Source organism: Parahaliea aestuarii, assembly GCF_008064635.1.
Taxonomy (GTDB): domain Bacteria; phylum Pseudomonadota; class Gammaproteobacteria; order Pseudomonadales; family Halieaceae; genus Parahaliea; species Parahaliea aestuarii.
Window position 1 is genome coordinate 13,722 of sequence record NZ_VRYZ01000002.1, and the last position, 14,742, is coordinate 28,463.

The 14,742-nt window shown below is 61.1% G+C and carries 11 protein-coding genes; 4 read left to right on the forward strand and 7 right to left on the reverse strand.

What is annotated here, in order from left to right; translation table 11 throughout:
- Window positions 1-39: 39 nt before the first annotated feature.
- From FVW59_RS04345 to FVW59_RS04355, 3 genes are read left to right on the forward strand one after another with little or no spacing between them, the layout of a single operon-like run.
- Window positions 40-837: a DeoR/GlpR family DNA-binding transcription regulator gene (locus FVW59_RS04345; protein WP_246139632.1), complete on the forward strand. Its 798-nt coding sequence runs from the start codon at window positions 40-42 to the stop codon at window positions 835-837.
- Window positions 834-2,240 carry an FGGY-family carbohydrate kinase gene (locus tag FVW59_RS04350; protein WP_148063033.1) on the forward strand — a complete coding sequence of 469 codons (1,407 nt, stop codon included), beginning with the start codon at window positions 834-836 and terminating at the stop codon, window positions 2,238-2,240. The genes FVW59_RS04345 and FVW59_RS04350 overlap by 4 nt, the downstream gene beginning before the upstream one ends.
- 22 nt (window positions 2,241-2,262) lie before the next feature.
- Window positions 2,263-3,927, forward strand: a complete 1,665-nt coding sequence (locus tag FVW59_RS04355; RefSeq protein ID WP_148063034.1) for a purine-cytosine permease family protein — start codon at window positions 2,263-2,265, stop codon at window positions 3,925-3,927.
- A gap of 45 nt (window positions 3,928-3,972) precedes the next feature.
- Here the strand turns inward: FVW59_RS04355 and FVW59_RS04360 are convergent, their stop codons facing one another.
- The 7 genes from FVW59_RS04360 to FVW59_RS04390 are packed head-to-tail and all read right to left on the reverse strand — an operon-like array spanning window position 3,973 to window position 12,866.
- Window positions 3,973-5,031, reverse strand: coding sequence for a hypothetical protein (locus tag FVW59_RS04360; RefSeq protein ID WP_148063035.1), 1,059 nt, complete (start codon window positions 5,029-5,031; stop codon window positions 3,973-3,975).
- A 19-nt stretch (window positions 5,032-5,050) separates the two neighbouring features.
- Window positions 5,051-5,473, reverse strand: coding sequence for a VOC family protein (locus tag FVW59_RS04365; protein WP_148063036.1), 423 nt, complete (start codon window positions 5,471-5,473; stop codon window positions 5,051-5,053).
- Between the two features lie 22 nt (window positions 5,474-5,495).
- Window positions 5,496-7,481, reverse strand: coding sequence for a flavin-containing monooxygenase (locus FVW59_RS04370; RefSeq protein WP_148063037.1), 1,986 nt, complete (start codon window positions 7,479-7,481; stop codon window positions 5,496-5,498).
- Between the two features lie 17 nt (window positions 7,482-7,498).
- On the reverse strand, window positions 7,499-8,647 hold the full coding sequence (locus FVW59_RS04375) for an acyl-CoA dehydrogenase family protein (RefSeq protein ID WP_148063038.1): 1,149 nt from the start codon (window positions 8,645-8,647) through the stop codon (window positions 7,499-7,501).
- Window positions 8,648-8,673: 26 nt separating this feature from the next.
- Complete coding sequence (locus tag FVW59_RS04380) at window positions 8,674-9,489, reverse strand: SDR family NAD(P)-dependent oxidoreductase (protein ID WP_148063039.1); 816 nt, start codon at window positions 9,487-9,489, stop codon at window positions 8,674-8,676.
- 34 nt (window positions 9,490-9,523) lie between these two features.
- On the reverse strand, window positions 9,524-11,917 hold the full coding sequence (locus FVW59_RS04385) for a glycoside hydrolase family 3 C-terminal domain-containing protein (protein ID WP_222711427.1): 2,394 nt from the start codon (window positions 11,915-11,917) through the stop codon (window positions 9,524-9,526).
- A 4-nt stretch (window positions 11,918-11,921) separates the two neighbouring features.
- Window positions 11,922-12,866, reverse strand: coding sequence for an SDR family NAD(P)-dependent oxidoreductase (locus FVW59_RS04390; RefSeq protein ID WP_148063041.1), 945 nt, complete (start codon window positions 12,864-12,866; stop codon window positions 11,922-11,924).
- Window positions 12,867-13,092: 226 nt separating this feature from the next.
- Between FVW59_RS04390 and FVW59_RS04395 the strand changes: the two genes are divergently transcribed.
- Window positions 13,093-14,736: a GMC family oxidoreductase gene (locus FVW59_RS04395; protein WP_148063042.1), complete on the forward strand. Its 1,644-nt coding sequence runs from the start codon at window positions 13,093-13,095 to the stop codon at window positions 14,734-14,736.
- The last annotated feature ends 6 nt before the right edge of the window (window positions 14,737-14,742 follow it).

Consider the following 14,742-nt stretch of genomic DNA (forward strand, 5'->3'; position numbering starts at 1 on the left):
CAATCAATAACGATAAACTGACCGGAAACTGACTACCACATGGGTGCCATCGTGCTGGAAACACAACGCCATCAACTGATACTCGATATCCTCGACGAGAAGGAATTCACCAGCGTTCGCACGCTGACGGAAGAATTGAATGCTTCTGAGGCGACCATTCGCCGGGATTTGCTGAAACTGGCGGAGCAGGGGAGGCTGGAAAAAATTCGCGGCGGCGCAAGGGCACTGCAGCAGGATCAGCGCATGGCGCGACCACATATCGCCGGCAGCGCCTTTCTCGCCTCCCGCGAAAAGCAGCCCGAGGCCAAGCGGGAGATCGCCCGGCGGGCGGTGGAACTGTGCGAAGACGGCGAGTCCATCATCATTAACGGCGGCAGTTCCACCTACATGATGGGCGAGTTTCTGGTGCAGCGGGAACTGAGCATTCTCACCAACTCCTTCGTGCTGGCACAGGAACTGGTGGAGACCAGCAACAACCAGATCACCCTGCCCGGAGGGGAGCTGTACCGCCGGCAGGGCATAATCCTCAGCGCCTACGAGCAGGACACCATCCAGTACTACTCGGCGGCGAAAATGTTTATGGGAACGCCCGGCATTGGCGAGATGGGCGTCACCGAGTCCGATCCGCTGCTGATTACCTCAGAGCAGAAACTGCGCCGCCAATCCGAGCAGCTTATCGTGCTGGCCGACAGCTCCAAACTGGGCCTGCGCAGCAAGTTCATTTTCTGCCCGCCGGATGAGGTGGATATATTGATCACCGACAGCAAGGCGGATCGCCGCATCCTGAAAGCACTGGAAAAATGCGGTGTGCAGATCGAGGTGGTTGATCTGCCATGAGCCACACCTTCATCCTTGATATTGGCAAAACCAATATCAAGGGACTGGTACTGGATGACGAAGGCGCAACCTGCTGGTCAAAGAGCCGCGGGAACACCGTGGACGCTACCGGCGCCTACCCGCATTTTGATATCGAGGGCATCTGGGCCTGGCTTCTGGAAGCGCTGGCGGCAGCCGCATCCATCCACACTATCGACGCTATCAACGTCAGCACCCACGGCGCCTGCGCTGTGCTGCTGGATGACAGGGGCGCACTTGCCCTGCCGGTGATGGACTACGAGTCCACCCTGCCGGAAGACTGCAACGACAGCTATAACACCACTCGTCCGGCCTTTGCCTACAGTCTGTCGCCATCCTTGCCGGCGGGGCTCAACCTGGGTCGGCAGTTATGGTGGCAGCGGCAGCAGTTTCCAGCAGACTTTGCCCAAGTAGCGACCTTGCTGTTCTATCCCCAGTACTGGGTGTGGCGACTGTGCGGCCGGGCAGCCAGCGAACGGACCTCGCTGGGCTGTCACACCGACTTGTGGTTGCCTGAAGGCGACGGCTACAGCACCCTAATTGACACGCTGGGGCTGGGTCACAGCCTGCCGCCGATGATCGACACCCGCGCCTGCGCCGGTCGCATTACGGCGGAAGTCGCCGCCGCCACCGGGCTACAGGATCACTGCCGCGTGTATGCGGGCGTTCACGATTCCAATGCCAGCTTTGCCCGCTATCTGGCCAGCGCTAACAGCCTGGGGAGTGCCAACAACAGCCAGGCAAGTGCATTCACTGTTGTCTCCACCGGCACCTGGTTCGTGTCCATGACGCAGGGCGGGGACTGTAAGGCCATGGATGAAACCCGGGACATGCTGGCCAATGTCGACGTCACTGGCGGGGCGCTGCGCTGCGCCCGTTTCATGGGCGGGCGAGAGTACGAAGCCATCTGCGTGCAACCAGATGGCGGCGAGAGTGAGCTCAGTCCGGACGCGATCCAGCAGCTGGTCGTGGATCGGGTCTATGCATTGCCAGCCTTCGCCAGTGCCGGCCCTTTCAACGGTCTGCAGGGCAGCGTTATTGGAAGACCATCAAGTAATACCGCCCTTGCCAGCCTGTACCTGGCGCTGATGGTCGACTACGAACTGGATCTGCTGAACGCAAGCGGAGATGTCCTGTTCGGCAGCCTGGGTCGTCGCAATCCACTGCTCTGTCAGTTGCTCGCCGCATTGCGGCCCGCACAACAGATACTGATATCCGGAGATGAGGCCAGTACCGCGCGGGGTGCCTGGTGCCTGACACGCTGGGAAGAGCCTGTTCCGGCGGCAATGAACGTCTTTAAAACAGCCCCCGGCCTGACCATAGAGGGGCTCGCCGATTACAAGAACCGGTGGCGCGATCAGTTGCCGGGCGCACACTTTTCATAATCCAGGAAAGAGCATCGACCCAATGGATAATAACGAGTTCGAACGGAGTCCTGTTACCCCCGAACGCCTGCAACCGGCGCGGCACTTTGCCGCCAACTATGCCGGCGAGCATGTCGCCGGCACCGAGTTTGTAATCGGCGCCATGTTTGTGGCCTGGGGCGTGTCCACCAGTGACATCCTCTGGGGCTTGTTGTGGGGCAACCTGCTGGCGGTACTGAGCTGGGGACTGATCTGTGCCCCCATCGCCGTGAACACCCGGCTGACCCTGTACGCCTACCTGGAGAAGATTGCCGGGCCCGGCACCATCCGTGTATACAGCGTGGTGAATGGCCTGCTGTTCTGTGTGCTGGCGGGAACCATGATTACCGTATCGGCCTCGGCCGTTCGCATTCCGTTTGGCATTGATCCACAGACACACTGGTATCCCACCAACCCCGCCTTTGTGGCGGTGGTGCTTCTGGTGGGTGCTGTGGTGGTCTACATCGCAGCGCGCGGTTTCCAGGGCGTGGCGCGTTTTGCCGAGGTCTGCGCGCCGTGGATGATTCTGATTTTCCTGCTCGGGGCGCTGTCCATGCTGCCGGAGCTGACCGCCGCGACCGAGGGTATTGATCGTATCGGCAGCCTCGCAGACCTGCGGGCGGTGGCCGACCAATGGGTGTGGCAGGGCGAAGGTAGCGGGGAAATCACCGCCTGGCATGTGGCTGCCTTCGCCTGGATTTGTAACCTGGCCATGCACGGCGGTCTGTCGGACATGACGGTACTACGCTACGCGCGACGGGCCAGCTACGGTTACTTCTCTGTGCTCGGCATGTTTATCGGCCACTACGCCGCCTGGGCCTTCGCCGGTATTATGGGGGCGGGTGCCGCCATGCTGTTGGGTTCATCCATCCAGGCCATCGACGCCGGTGAAGTTGCCTACCAGGCGCTGGGCACGGCGGGCATCATCGCCGTGATAATAGCAGGCTGGACCACCGCCAACCCGACCATCTACCGCGCCGGACTGGCCTTTCAATCCCTTAACCCGAGCTGGGACCGGGTTAAGGTGACCATGGTGGTCGGTGTAGTCACCACCTTGATCGCCTGCTTTCCCTTTGTGTTCAGTCGCCTGATGGATTTTGTCGGTATCATGGGCCTGGTACTGTCGCCGATCGGCGCCATCATCGTCGCTGAGCACTGGATACTTCCCAGGCTTGGCATGACGCGCTACTGGAGCACCTATCGGGGCAACCCTACCAACTGGGCAGCCATCGGTGCCTGGCTGGGTTCGCTGCTGGTGGCCGCTGCGCTCTGGTTCAGCGACACACTGCATCTGTTCTTCCTGCTCGTGCCTACCTGGGTGACCGCAACAATGATCTATCTGGCAGCTGCGTCCGCACTTGGTGCCAAAGCGCGCTATGCCGAAGCAGGGGAGGCGGAACAACAGGAGGAACGCCGGCGCCAACAAGAAGACGCTTACCTCGACGCAGGGCGCGGCGCAGTTTCCCCGTCAAAAGCGGGGGAGGGGATCATCGGCTTGGGCTTTTATCGCGCGGTGTCCCTGCTGGCACTGCTCGCCTGTCTGGTGATGGGCTCGGCGGTGTTTGTCGGCGGCTTGGATCTGGACAGCTTCAGGCAGTACCTGATCGTACCGACCGCCGTTTACCTGTTGGCGGCCTACTGCTGGATGCGCGCCCGGGAGAGACTCTAGCGAAAATACCTGGCGGCGGTCGCGGGGCGCGCCGCCAGGGTGGTATCAGGCGGCCTCGCCGGTCGCATCCGCGGGAATGTTGGCCGGCCCGCCGATATCGTAGACCTGGCTCAGCAGGGCGATAAACTTGCGGTCATGCATCGGGTCACTTGGCTCGTCAAAGCTCACACCGCGCTTGTGCATATCATCGATCAGCATGTTCAGGGCCATCTCGGCATGAATGTCATCCGAGTGATCGTAGGTTGTGCGCAGCTCGTCCATGTCGCGAAAAAGCCGTGCGCCCCAGTGCACCAGGAAGCGCATCTCCTGCGCCGGAATACGCTGGTTGACCTCGCCGAAGGTTTCGATCTGCCAGCCGCTTGGGTCCCGCGGGTCGGCGCCAAAGGTGGATGAAATATCCAGGCCCTTGGGCTGCCGCTCGGCCACCGGGCCGCAGGCCTGGCCGTGGTGGAACATGCGTTCGTTCTCGACGACTACGGCGCGCCCCCACATGGGCGCATTGATCTGCATGGGCTCTCCGCTGGGGCCATCCGGCCAGCAGTTGAAGCCACCGCCGATATTGCCCTGGTAGTACCAGGCGATGACCTGCCCCTTCTTGGCCTGCCAGTGTCTGAACAGGCACGACTTCGCCATCGTCAGCAGCAGCCACAGAGGCGTGTTCTCCATGGTCATGCCGCGGAATACCGTACCGTCCAGGTGCGGCGGGCCGCCAATGGGCGTGGGGCCCTGAATGTTGAACAGGAAGGTTTCCGGCTCGGCGTATTTGCAATCCCAGTAGTTGCGCACCAGTTCCAGGAAGCGGGAATTGTAGTAGCAGTCTTCCAGTTCCGGGTAAAAGCAGGTGCCACCACGGGCCAGGTAGCCGCGAAACACCGGATTCAGGCCAATCATCTCCCAGGTCAGCTCAACGCCTTCGGGGATTTCGCCCGAGGTGGTGGCAATGACTTCCTCGGGGCTGGAAAAGTTCTCCGCCAGAATCAGTGGCCAGGGGCCATTGCCGCGCACCGTCTGAAGCAGGCGCTGGTGCTGGTCTTCGCTGTAGGCGTTTTCTATCAGTTGGGGCCGGGCGACCGGCCGGAAGTTCTCTGCCAAATCACGTAACATCGCTTTATCCTCCCTGGCCTCAGGCGGCCGTCATCTGTACAACTTCATTCACATGGCCCTCAGGGTCCACCACAAAGGCGACCCGGATACCGAACTCCGCGACCTCCCGGATGGGTTCGGGAATGGTGCCGCCCGCCTGCGTGGCACGTTCACACAGCGCACTGAGATCTTCAGTGACAAAGCCCTGCACTGACTCGCCTGTACTAGGTTCGTTGGAATCCAGGTATTTGATGAGCGTGAGGGCAGGCCCGCCCGGGTAGCTGCTCTGAAAGGTGATTTCGTCGATTTCGCGTCCGAACATCGCATCCTGGTGGCGATTAAAAGGAATCAGGCCAAACACCGATTCGTAAAACGCCGCCATGGCGTCGAGGTCATGCACGAAGGTTTTGGCGAAGCTGTAGAGCATTCCGTGGCGGCTGCCGCTGGGGCGTGGATCAGTCATGGTGAGGTCCCTATTGTTGGCATCAAATGGTGAGCATGGTCATTTCAGGCTCGGTTGCCGGTTCGGCGTCATTCCACCGGGTAACCCGGAAGTCCTCCTGGCGGGGCACGCGTAAATCGTGCCAAATTCGCGAGTTGTGCCGGGGAATGGCGAGGATCACTTTTTTACCCTGGTCGCGGTAGTAGCCGTGGGCGTTGCCACACTGAACCCAGGCGGATTGCTGCAGGTTACTGTCGACATCCTCAACAAAAGCGTCGGTCGCCTTCTGCGTAACATCCACCGAAGACAGGCCGTCGTCCACCATCCACTGCAGCAGTTCGATGGCGTAGTGCATCTGCTGTTCGCTCACTACCGCGTGGTTGGCGACGAGGAAACTGTAGGGGCCACCGCCGAGAATGAAGTTGGGGAAACCGGGAACCAGCATGCCCTCGTAGGAGAAGGGGTAGGGATCAAACACGTCGCGAAGGCGTTTGCTGTCTCGGCCCACGATGTCGAACTGCCGACCAAAGTGAAGCTTGTAGCCGGTGGAGAGCAGCAGTACATCGCATTCGATTCGTGTGCCATCATCCAGGATGACGGCATTTTCATCCGCACCCTGCAGGGCACCGCGGACGATGGAGACGTTCGGCTTTTTCAGCGTGTCATAGAAGCCACAGTCGAGAATGGGGCGCTTGGAGAACACCGGGAAGTTCGGTGTCAGCATGGCCACCAGCTCTGGATCGTCCGGGAAATGGCTCTGCAGATAGCCCTCGCAGAGCATGCGCATACCGTCGTTGATGGGCCCAAATCCGCCGGTTTCGGCCGCGTACTGCTCGTCCTTGAGTACCATACCGTGCATGTCGGTCAACTGACTGGCCAGGCTCTGCAGGCGCTTCCACTGGGCCGCAAACGGAACCCTCTCCATCGCCCGGATCTCCAGTGGGTCCACCGGATCGTGGGCAGTGGGATTGGGCAGAATGTGTTCCGGCTGGCGCTGGACGATCACCAGTTCGCCGACCTGGCCAGCAATCGCGGTGGCAACCTGCACACCGGAACAGCCGGTGCCCACCAACACCACTTTCTTGCCTTTGAGATCGACGCTGTGGTCCCAGTGTGCGGAGTGCACCACTGGCCCCTTGAAGGTGTCGAGGTTCTCCACCTTCGGGTAATTCGGCTCGTTGTTGGGACCGACCGCCATGATCAGGGCGTTGACCTCATAGACCACTTGCTCGCCGCCGCGCTCGGCGCTGACCGTCCATAGCTTGCGCACCTCGTCCCACGCAGCGCCATCAACCCGGGTGCCAAAATGAATGCGGTCGCGCAGGCTGTATTTGTCAGTGACCCTTTCGAGGTAGGAAAGGAACTCCGGGCCGTTCGGGTAGTACTTGCTCCAGGAGGCGTTGGGTTCGAAGGAAAAGGAGTACACCCGGCTTGGGGTATCGACCGCGGCGCCGGGGTAGGTGTTCTCCAGCCAGTTGCCGCCCACCGCGTCGAGCTTCTCCACCACGGTAAAGTCAAAGCCGGCCTGCTGAAGTTTCACGGCGGCATTGATACCCATCATGCCGGCACCTACCACCAGGACTTTGAAGTCCTCTGACGGCAGCCGGACCGGCTCCCTGACACGGGTGTCGGTAGTAAAGCCCGCATGCTGGAATGCCGGCTCGACTGACATGGCGGGAATCTCAACGCCGGTGACCCGGTTGGCCATCTCGTGAAACAGGCGCTTGTCCGGGTGGGGCATCAGGGGCTGTTTGCCAGACTTGACCGCTTCGCGCAGCAGGTCGCGAACGATCTGCGCCGTGCGCAGCGCAGCCTCACCGGGAGGTTCACGCTCCTCCCCAAAGGCCACAAAGGCTTCCTTGACGGTGTGCTGGGTGCCCTCCAGTGCATCCCCGTAGCACTGCAGGAGGCTGCGATCACCGGTAATCTGGATCAGTGACATCAGCGCCACCACTGGATCCAGGGCGTCGATAGCCTCGTCGAGTTCCTTGAACGCTTGTACATTACCGGGATTTGAAGATGTGGTCATGCTTTTATCCTTCTGTATTAGCGACCCAGCAGGGACCGCGCGATAACTTCTTTCATGATTTCCGAGGTGCCGCCGTAGATGCGGATCACCCGCGCATCGGCCCAGAAGCGGGAGATGGGATACTCCACCATGTAGCCGTAACCGCCGAACAGTTGCAGGCAGCTGTCCGTCACGCGGCCGGCCACTTCACTGGAAAAGAGTTTCATGGCGGCGGCGTCTTCCGGAGTCAGTTCGCCGCGGCAGTAGCGATCAATGCCGCGGGCGGTGAGCGCATCCGCAGCGGCGATTTCGGTATCCACCTGGGCCAGCGTAAAGCGGGTGTTCTGCAGGCTGGCAATCGGCGAGCCGAAGGCTTCCCGCTCACCGACATAGCGCAGGGTGAGGTCCCGCGCACCGGCGGCCAGCCCCACGGACTGCACGGCGATAATCAGGCGCTCTCGCGGCAGTTCCTGCATCATCATGGCAAAGCCCTTGCCCGTTTCCCCCAGCAGGGCGCTGGCGGGCAGGTGCATCTCGTCGAAGAACATCTCGGAGGTATCCGCCGCGTGCTGGCCGACTTTTTCCAGGTTGCGGCCGCGCTTGAAACCCGGCAGACGGGTGTCCACCAAAAACAGGGAAATACCTTTCGCGCCGGCCTGGCGATCCGTTCTTGCCGCGACCAGCACCAGATCGGCGTGCTGGCCATTGGAGATAAATATCTTGGATCCGCTCAGTACATAGCCGTCGCCTTCGCGGCGGGCGTCGGTGCGCAGATTCTTGAGGTCGGAGCCCGCGCCGGGCTCGGTCATGCCAATGGCGGATACCACTTCCCCGGAACAGAGCTTTGGCAACCACATCTGTTTCTGTTCCTCGCTGCCGAAATGCAGGAGATAGGGCGGGACAATGTCGTTGTGCACCTGCAGTCCACCGACGAAACCGCCATAGCCACGGCGCGACATGACCTCCACCACCGCAAAGGAGAAGCGCGGGTCGACTCCCAGGCCGCCATAGGCTTCCGGCACATCCACACAGAGCAGGCCGGCTTCGGCGCACTTGTCGAACAGTTCCCGCGGAACCTGCCCCTGCTTTTCCCATTGCCCGTAGAAGGGCTCGATTTCCGCCTCGCAGAATTTATCGAGGCTTTCGCGAAACAGTTTCAGTTCCGCGTCAATATCGTCGTTGTACATACTTTCCAGATTCCTGCGGTGACTGTTCAGTAGCGCATGCCGAGGCCGCCGTCATGGCAGATTGCAGCGCCAGTGACAAAGCGAGCCTCTTCAGAGGCGAGGTAGACAAATGCCTCTGCGGTGTCCTGCGGCTGGCTGGCCATATTGAGTGGATTCATGGCTGCCAGCGCTGCTTCGGCAGCCTCGGTGCTTTCCCACAGGCCCTGGCTGACATAGTCGTCTAGACCCTGTCGCATCAGCGGCGTCATGGTCACACCGGGATGCACCGAGTTGACGCGTATCTTCTGCGGCCCCAGTTCCTGCGCAGCACACAGCGTCAGCATCCGCTGGGCCGCTTTGGATACGTGATAGCCGATGTTGTTGGCATTGGGCATGTAGGACGCCATGGACACAGTGTTGATGATGACGCCTCCGCCGGCGTGGCGGGTGTGCGCTTCAGACAGCAGGGGCAGACAGGCCTTGGTGCCGATAAAACTGCCGTCGTGGTTGACCGCCATGACGGTACGCAAATCTTCCAGGGAGGTATCTGCGATGCCGCCGTGAATCGCGATACCGGCGTTATTGACCAGGATGTCCAGGTGGCCAAAGTGCTGTGCCGTGCTTTCCAACGCAGTTGCCCACTGATCGGGATCGCTCACATCCAGCGTTGCAAACTGGACCCGTTCGCCGCCAAAGCGATTGCGCAGGTCCGTCAGGAGCGCGCCTGAATGTACCTCGCTGATGTCGGTTGCCATCACCCCGGCGGCACCTTCGCGCAGGAAAGCCTCGCAGATCGCGGCGCCGATATTGCCGATTTGTCCCGCGCCGGTAACCAGCGCGACTTTGTTATTCAATCTGGACATGGATGGAGTTCCAAAGTAGTTGATTGCATCGCTGCTAGCGACAGTCTTCCGGGGCATTGCGCAGCAACTTCCCCCAGTCACCGTTCATGATGTGGATCATCGCTCGCATCAGGCCCTGCGATAGTTTGCCCTCGCTGTGCGTGACCAGGTTTCGCAGCGGCATTTCCTCGACAATGGCCTCGATCATCCGGCGGCGACTTTCACTGGCCCCGCTATCGAGCGCCTTGCCGGCCTGCTGGGCCATGATCTTTTTCAGCTGCCGCCCCAGCCAGCTACCCTGTATTTCGCCCAGGGTGGAGTTGAGATGGTAGGGCTTTGCAGGCACGGGAGGAGGGATGGGATGGCCGAGCAGGTCTTCCAGCGATGCCGCATCGAAACCGCCCTCGGCCGGATCGCGATAGGGATCCGAAGCCGCCGGGGATGGGCTGGGGCGCGGGCCTTTGACGAGTTCAAGTGTGTGACTCAGGCGAATATCACTACTGGATGCCCCGATCTCGATAGCATAGGTATCGGCTTCGGCGCACCAGGTGTTGCTTTCTTTGTCCCAGAAGGCAAAAGCACGCCGATCCAGGGTGAGGTGTACCCGGCACTGTTCGCCAGATTGTAGTTCGCGACGTGCAAAGTCCTTCAGCTCCCTTGCCGGTCGAGGGAGGGAAGGGTGGAGCTGTCCGACATAGACCTGCGCAATCTCAGCGCCAGCCCTCTGGCCTGCATTGGTGATCGTGAACGAAACCTCCACAACGCATTGACCGGCTGAGTCATCAACACGTTCAACGAGAAGGTCACTGTACTCGAAGTGGGTGTAGGACAGGCCATGACCGAAGGGGTAGCGTACGGCTATGCCTGCGCTGTCAAAGTAACGGTAGCCGACCCACAGGGACTCACAGTACAACGACTGCCTGAGCCTGCCCGGGAAGAAGGGATGGCTGGCTGCATCCTCGGCGGCCATGGGGAATGTTTCCGCAAGCTTACCGCCGGGGCTAACCTCGCCAAACAGAATACGGGCGAGGGCCGAGCCGCCCGCCTGCCCACCCAAATAGGCCTCCAGAATGGCCGGTACCTGTTCGGCAAAGGGCAGCGCCACCGGGGCACCGTTCTGCAACACCACCGTGAGCTTGTCGGCCTGTGGCAGCAGGGCGTTGACCAGGTCCAACTGTCCGGCAGGCAGGTGCATATGCTCGCGATCGAAGCCTTCCGATTCGTATTCCGGTGGCAGTCCGAGGAACACGACAACGGTGTCGGCTGATTCCGCCAGGGCGAGTGCCTCCGCCTGCATCTCCTCATTGCTTTCACCGCTGGCGGTATAGCCCGGCGAGAAATCGATGTTCGCCTTTTTGCCGGCGAAACCCCGCAGGGCCTGCAGCGGTTGTTCAAGACAGCTGGGGTTGATCTGGGAGCTGCCACTGCCCTGGTAGCGGGTATCCTGTGCCAGGTGGCCAATCACGGCGATACGCCCGGCAACGGGCAAGGGCAGATGGTCCGCCTCATTACGCAGCAGGACGCAAGCCTGCTCCGCCGCACGGCGCGCAAGTGCGTGATTGTGCTGCAGCAGGTTGTCGGATACCGGCTGCGGCGCCTGCCGGGTTTTGTCGGCCAGATCGAGCAGTCGCTTTACTGCGGTATCCAGGACGCTTTGCGGCAATTCACCACTGCCGATGGCAGCCAGAATCCGCTTTGTATTGACCTCTCCGCTTGCCGGCATCTCCAGGTCCATACCGGCGATCAGCCCACGACCCCGGTCATTGACGGCCCCCCAGTCGCTGACTACCAAGCCATCGAAACCCCATTCCTCACGCAGGATTTGATTCAGCAGCCTGTCATTCTCGGCCAGGTAGGTGCCGTTGAGCTTGTTGTAGGCACACATCACCGTCCAGGGGCGGGCGTTTTTGACGGCTCGTTCAAAAGCCGGCAGGTAGATTTCCCTCAGAGCCCGCTCATCCACCACGGCATCCACCACCATGCGTCCATGCTCGTGATTGTTCACGGCAAAGTGCTTGAGGCTCGCGCCCACGCCCTGCCGTTGTACGCCATTGATCCAGGCCTCTGCCAGCACACCGGACAGCAGCGGATCTTCGGAGAAATACTCGAAATTGCGCCCACCCAGGGGATGTCGCTTGATATTGACCCCGGGGCCCAGCAATACGTGGACGCCTTCACTGCGAGCTTCGAGGCCCAAAGCTTCGCCAATCTCCTCAAGTAACTCCCTGTTCCAGCTACAGGCGAGACCGGCAGCGGATGGAAAGCAGGTGGCGGGGACGCTGGCGTGCAAGCCCACATGGTCGGCACTGCCCGTTTGCTTGCGCAGGCCATGGGGACCGTCGGTCAACAGAAGGGCGGGAATGCCCAGCCGCGCCACTGGCCGTGTCTGCCAGAAATTGCTGCCGGAGCACAACCCGGCTTTTTCCTGCGTGGATAGGGCGTCAATCATTGAATCAGCCGATGAATGCGCGGAAAGCATTCCAGTTCACACCGGATTCGTAGGCTTCGGCATCTTCAAGGGCATCGGCCGGCTGGAAGAACTCACTGTGATCCATGGCGCGTTCAAAGTTGTTGGCCACGTCTTCCATGGTCCACTGTTTGTTCGTGCCGCGGTAGCCGGCGGTAACACCCAACATGACTCGCGCGAAACCACCGCCGCCCACGCTGAACATTTCTCCGTTGCTGGGGGCCGTATCGTGGGCCAGCAGGCCGACCACCGGTGCCACGGCATCCGCGGGAAAGTCGCGTTGCATGGCGGTTTCGATCTCTTCCCCCATCAACGTCGTCATACGGCTGGCGGCTATCGGCATGATGGCGTTGACGCGTACGTTCTTGCCAGTAGCGGCACTGGCGCTCGCCAGGCCGCGGGTAATGCCCCACACCGCACCCTTCGCAGCGGGATAGCCGACGCCGCTGCCCATGCCAAAGAAGGACCCTGAAGCGACATTGATGATACGGCCGTAATCGCGATCCCACATGTGCTTCCACACCGCACGGCAGAGGCGGAACGTGCCGCCTGCGGCGACGCCGATGTCGGTATTCCACTGCTCGTCGGTAACGTTCCACAGCGGGCCGACACCGACCACCACCCCGGCGTTATTGATCAGGATATCGACTTGCCCCCAGGCCTCCATCGCCTGTGCCACGATGGATTCTGCACCCTGGGTGGTGGCAACGCTGTCGCCGTTCGCCAGCGCTTCACCGCCGAGGTCGCGAATGGCCTGCGCGGTGGCCTCGGCATGACTGAGATCGGCGCCTTCTCCTTGAAAATTTCCGCCAAGGTCGTTAACCAGGACTTTGGCCCCGCGCGCGGCGAGAAGGGTGGCATAGGCACGACCGAGGCCGCCACCAGCCCCGGTTACGATGGCAACGCGGCCGTCGAAGTGAAGTGTATCCATGAGTGATATCCGCGCCTGCAAATCTACAAGCGAACTTCTATTTATTTATGCATAATATATTTGTCAGGTTAGCCCGCCAGGCGAGTTCCCGTCAAGTGACTGCCGGACTGCATAGCTGGACTAATCAAGAACTGCTGGCTCTGAAAAACAGTGAGCGCTTGCGGTGACTGATTGCCTGTGGAGGATGGGTCGGAAGATTCGGAAATAGGGATAAATACGGCACACAATGACTACAGGCACTGAATGGGACGTCTGCGTTATCGGTTCGGGCGCCGGTGGCGGCGTGATGGCCGAACGCTTGTCAGCGGCGGGAATGAAGGTCGTGGTACTGGAGCGTGGCCGGCACTACAGCCCCGACGCCTTCCTGCACCAGGATGAACTGGGCAATGTGATCCGCCAGGATTTCTTCCTCCCTGACTACAGGGAGACACAGAGGGAAACCAGTGCCGACAAAGCGCTTCCCGGCAAGTACAGCCTGATGGCGCAGACCGTCGGTGGCGGCACCGTGCACTGGGGCAGTTGGAGCTGGCGCTTCCGCCCGGATGAGTTTCGGGTGGCAAGCACGGACGGGGTGGTGGCCGGCAGCAGCCTGGTTGACTGGCCGATAGGTTACGACGAGCTCAAACCCTATTACGATTTGGCGGAACAAACGCTGGGCATGTCGGGGCTGGCGGGCAGCAACCCCTTTGCGGCGCCCGGCCACAATCCATATCCCAATCCTGCCCATGTCTACCGGCCGGCCTCGCGCCTGATCGAAAAGGGGGCCCAGGCCCTGGACCTGCATCCATTCCCCATCCCCATGGCGATCAACAGCCGTATTTATGGCGGTCGAGGCAAGTGCATGAACAGTGGCTTCTGCTCCAGCTTCGGCTGCCCGGTACAGGCCAAGGCGTCGTCGCTGGCAATCCATATACCCGCCGCCCTCGCGACCGGCAATTGCACCCTGCTGGCCAATTGCCAGGCGGTGGAACTGGTCGAGGGGGAGGGCGACCGTCTACGCGGTGTGCGCTATCTGGACAGCGAAGGGCGGGAACAGTTGTTACGCGCCAGGCAGATCGTACTGTCGGCCGGAAGCATCGGCACCACCCAGTTGCTCCTGCAGTCCACCTCGAGCCGCTTCCCCAGGGGGCTGCTCAATAACAACGACCAGGTCGGGCGCAACCTGATGTGCCATGTGTTCGCCATGGTGAATTTCGAGATGGAAGCGCCGAGCCTCAGCGCGCTGGGGCCTCCAGGCAATGTCGCCGTGGATGATTTTCACCCCTCGGACAGCCGCAGGGGCTTTGTCCGCGGTGGCGTCATCGGTGAGGCCATCGAGGCCACCCCGATTGTCAGTGCCCTCAAGGCTGGCGGTTACCTCAGGCGGGACCGGCGTGTATGGGGGCGGGAACTCAGCGACTACCTGAGTCGCTACCCCCACATTGGCGGTCTTATCATGGTCGGTGAAGACCTGCCCGTTGCCGACAACCGGATCGACCTTGACCCTGACCACCGCGACAGCCAGGGCCTGCCATTGCCGCGCATTACTCACCAGCGACACGACAACGACATCAGGCTGGCGCGTTATTTCGAGCAGCGCATGGGAGAGATCGCCAGGGCCGGCGGCGCCAGCAAGACCTGGGCCACCGACTACACCGGGGTGAAAACCGGCTCGGGACATATCATGGGCACCTGTCGCATGGGTGACGACCCGGAAACCAGCGTGCTCAATCGCTGGTGCCGCGCCCACGATATCAGCAACTTGTGGGTGGTGGACGGCAGCTGCTTTCCAACCTCCGGTGGCTACAACCCGACACTGACCATTTACGCCAACGCCTACCGTGTCGCGGATCATTTCGTGGCACTCAACTCGAAGGGAGAACTTAGCTGATGATAG

What these genes read in the sequence shown, in the direction of transcription:
- FVW59_RS04355 (WP_148063034.1), top strand. Translation starts at nt 2,263, where the DNA reads ATGGATAATAACGAGTTCGAACGGAGTCCTGTTACCCCCGAACGCCTG.
- FVW59_RS04370 (WP_148063037.1), bottom strand. Translation starts at nt 7,481, where the DNA reads ATGACCACATCTTCAAATCCCGGTAATGTACAAGCGTTCAAGGAACTC.
- FVW59_RS04365 (WP_148063036.1), bottom strand. Translation starts at nt 5,473, where the DNA reads ATGACTGATCCACGCCCCAGCGGCAGCCGCCACGGAATGCTCTACAGC.
- FVW59_RS04385 (WP_222711427.1), bottom strand. Translation starts at nt 11,917, where the DNA reads ATGATTGACGCCCTATCCACGCAGGAAAAAGCCGGGTTGTGCTCCGGC.
- FVW59_RS04360 (WP_148063035.1), bottom strand. Translation starts at nt 5,031, where the DNA reads ATGTTACGTGATTTGGCAGAGAACTTCCGGCCGGTCGCCCGGCCCCAA.
- FVW59_RS04350 (WP_148063033.1), top strand. Translation starts at nt 834, where the DNA reads ATGAGCCACACCTTCATCCTTGATATTGGCAAAACCAATATCAAGGGA.
- FVW59_RS04390 (WP_148063041.1), bottom strand. Translation starts at nt 12,866, where the DNA reads ATGGATACACTTCACTTCGACGGCCGCGTTGCCATCGTAACCGGGGCT.
- FVW59_RS04395 (WP_148063042.1), top strand. Translation starts at nt 13,093, where the DNA reads ATGACTACAGGCACTGAATGGGACGTCTGCGTTATCGGTTCGGGCGCC.
- FVW59_RS04375 (WP_148063038.1), bottom strand. Translation starts at nt 8,647, where the DNA reads ATGTACAACGACGATATTGACGCGGAACTGAAACTGTTTCGCGAAAGC.
- FVW59_RS04380 (WP_148063039.1), bottom strand. Translation starts at nt 9,489, where the DNA reads ATGTCCAGATTGAATAACAAAGTCGCGCTGGTTACCGGCGCGGGACAA.
- FVW59_RS04345 (WP_246139632.1), top strand. Translation starts at nt 40, where the DNA reads ATGGGTGCCATCGTGCTGGAAACACAACGCCATCAACTGATACTCGAT.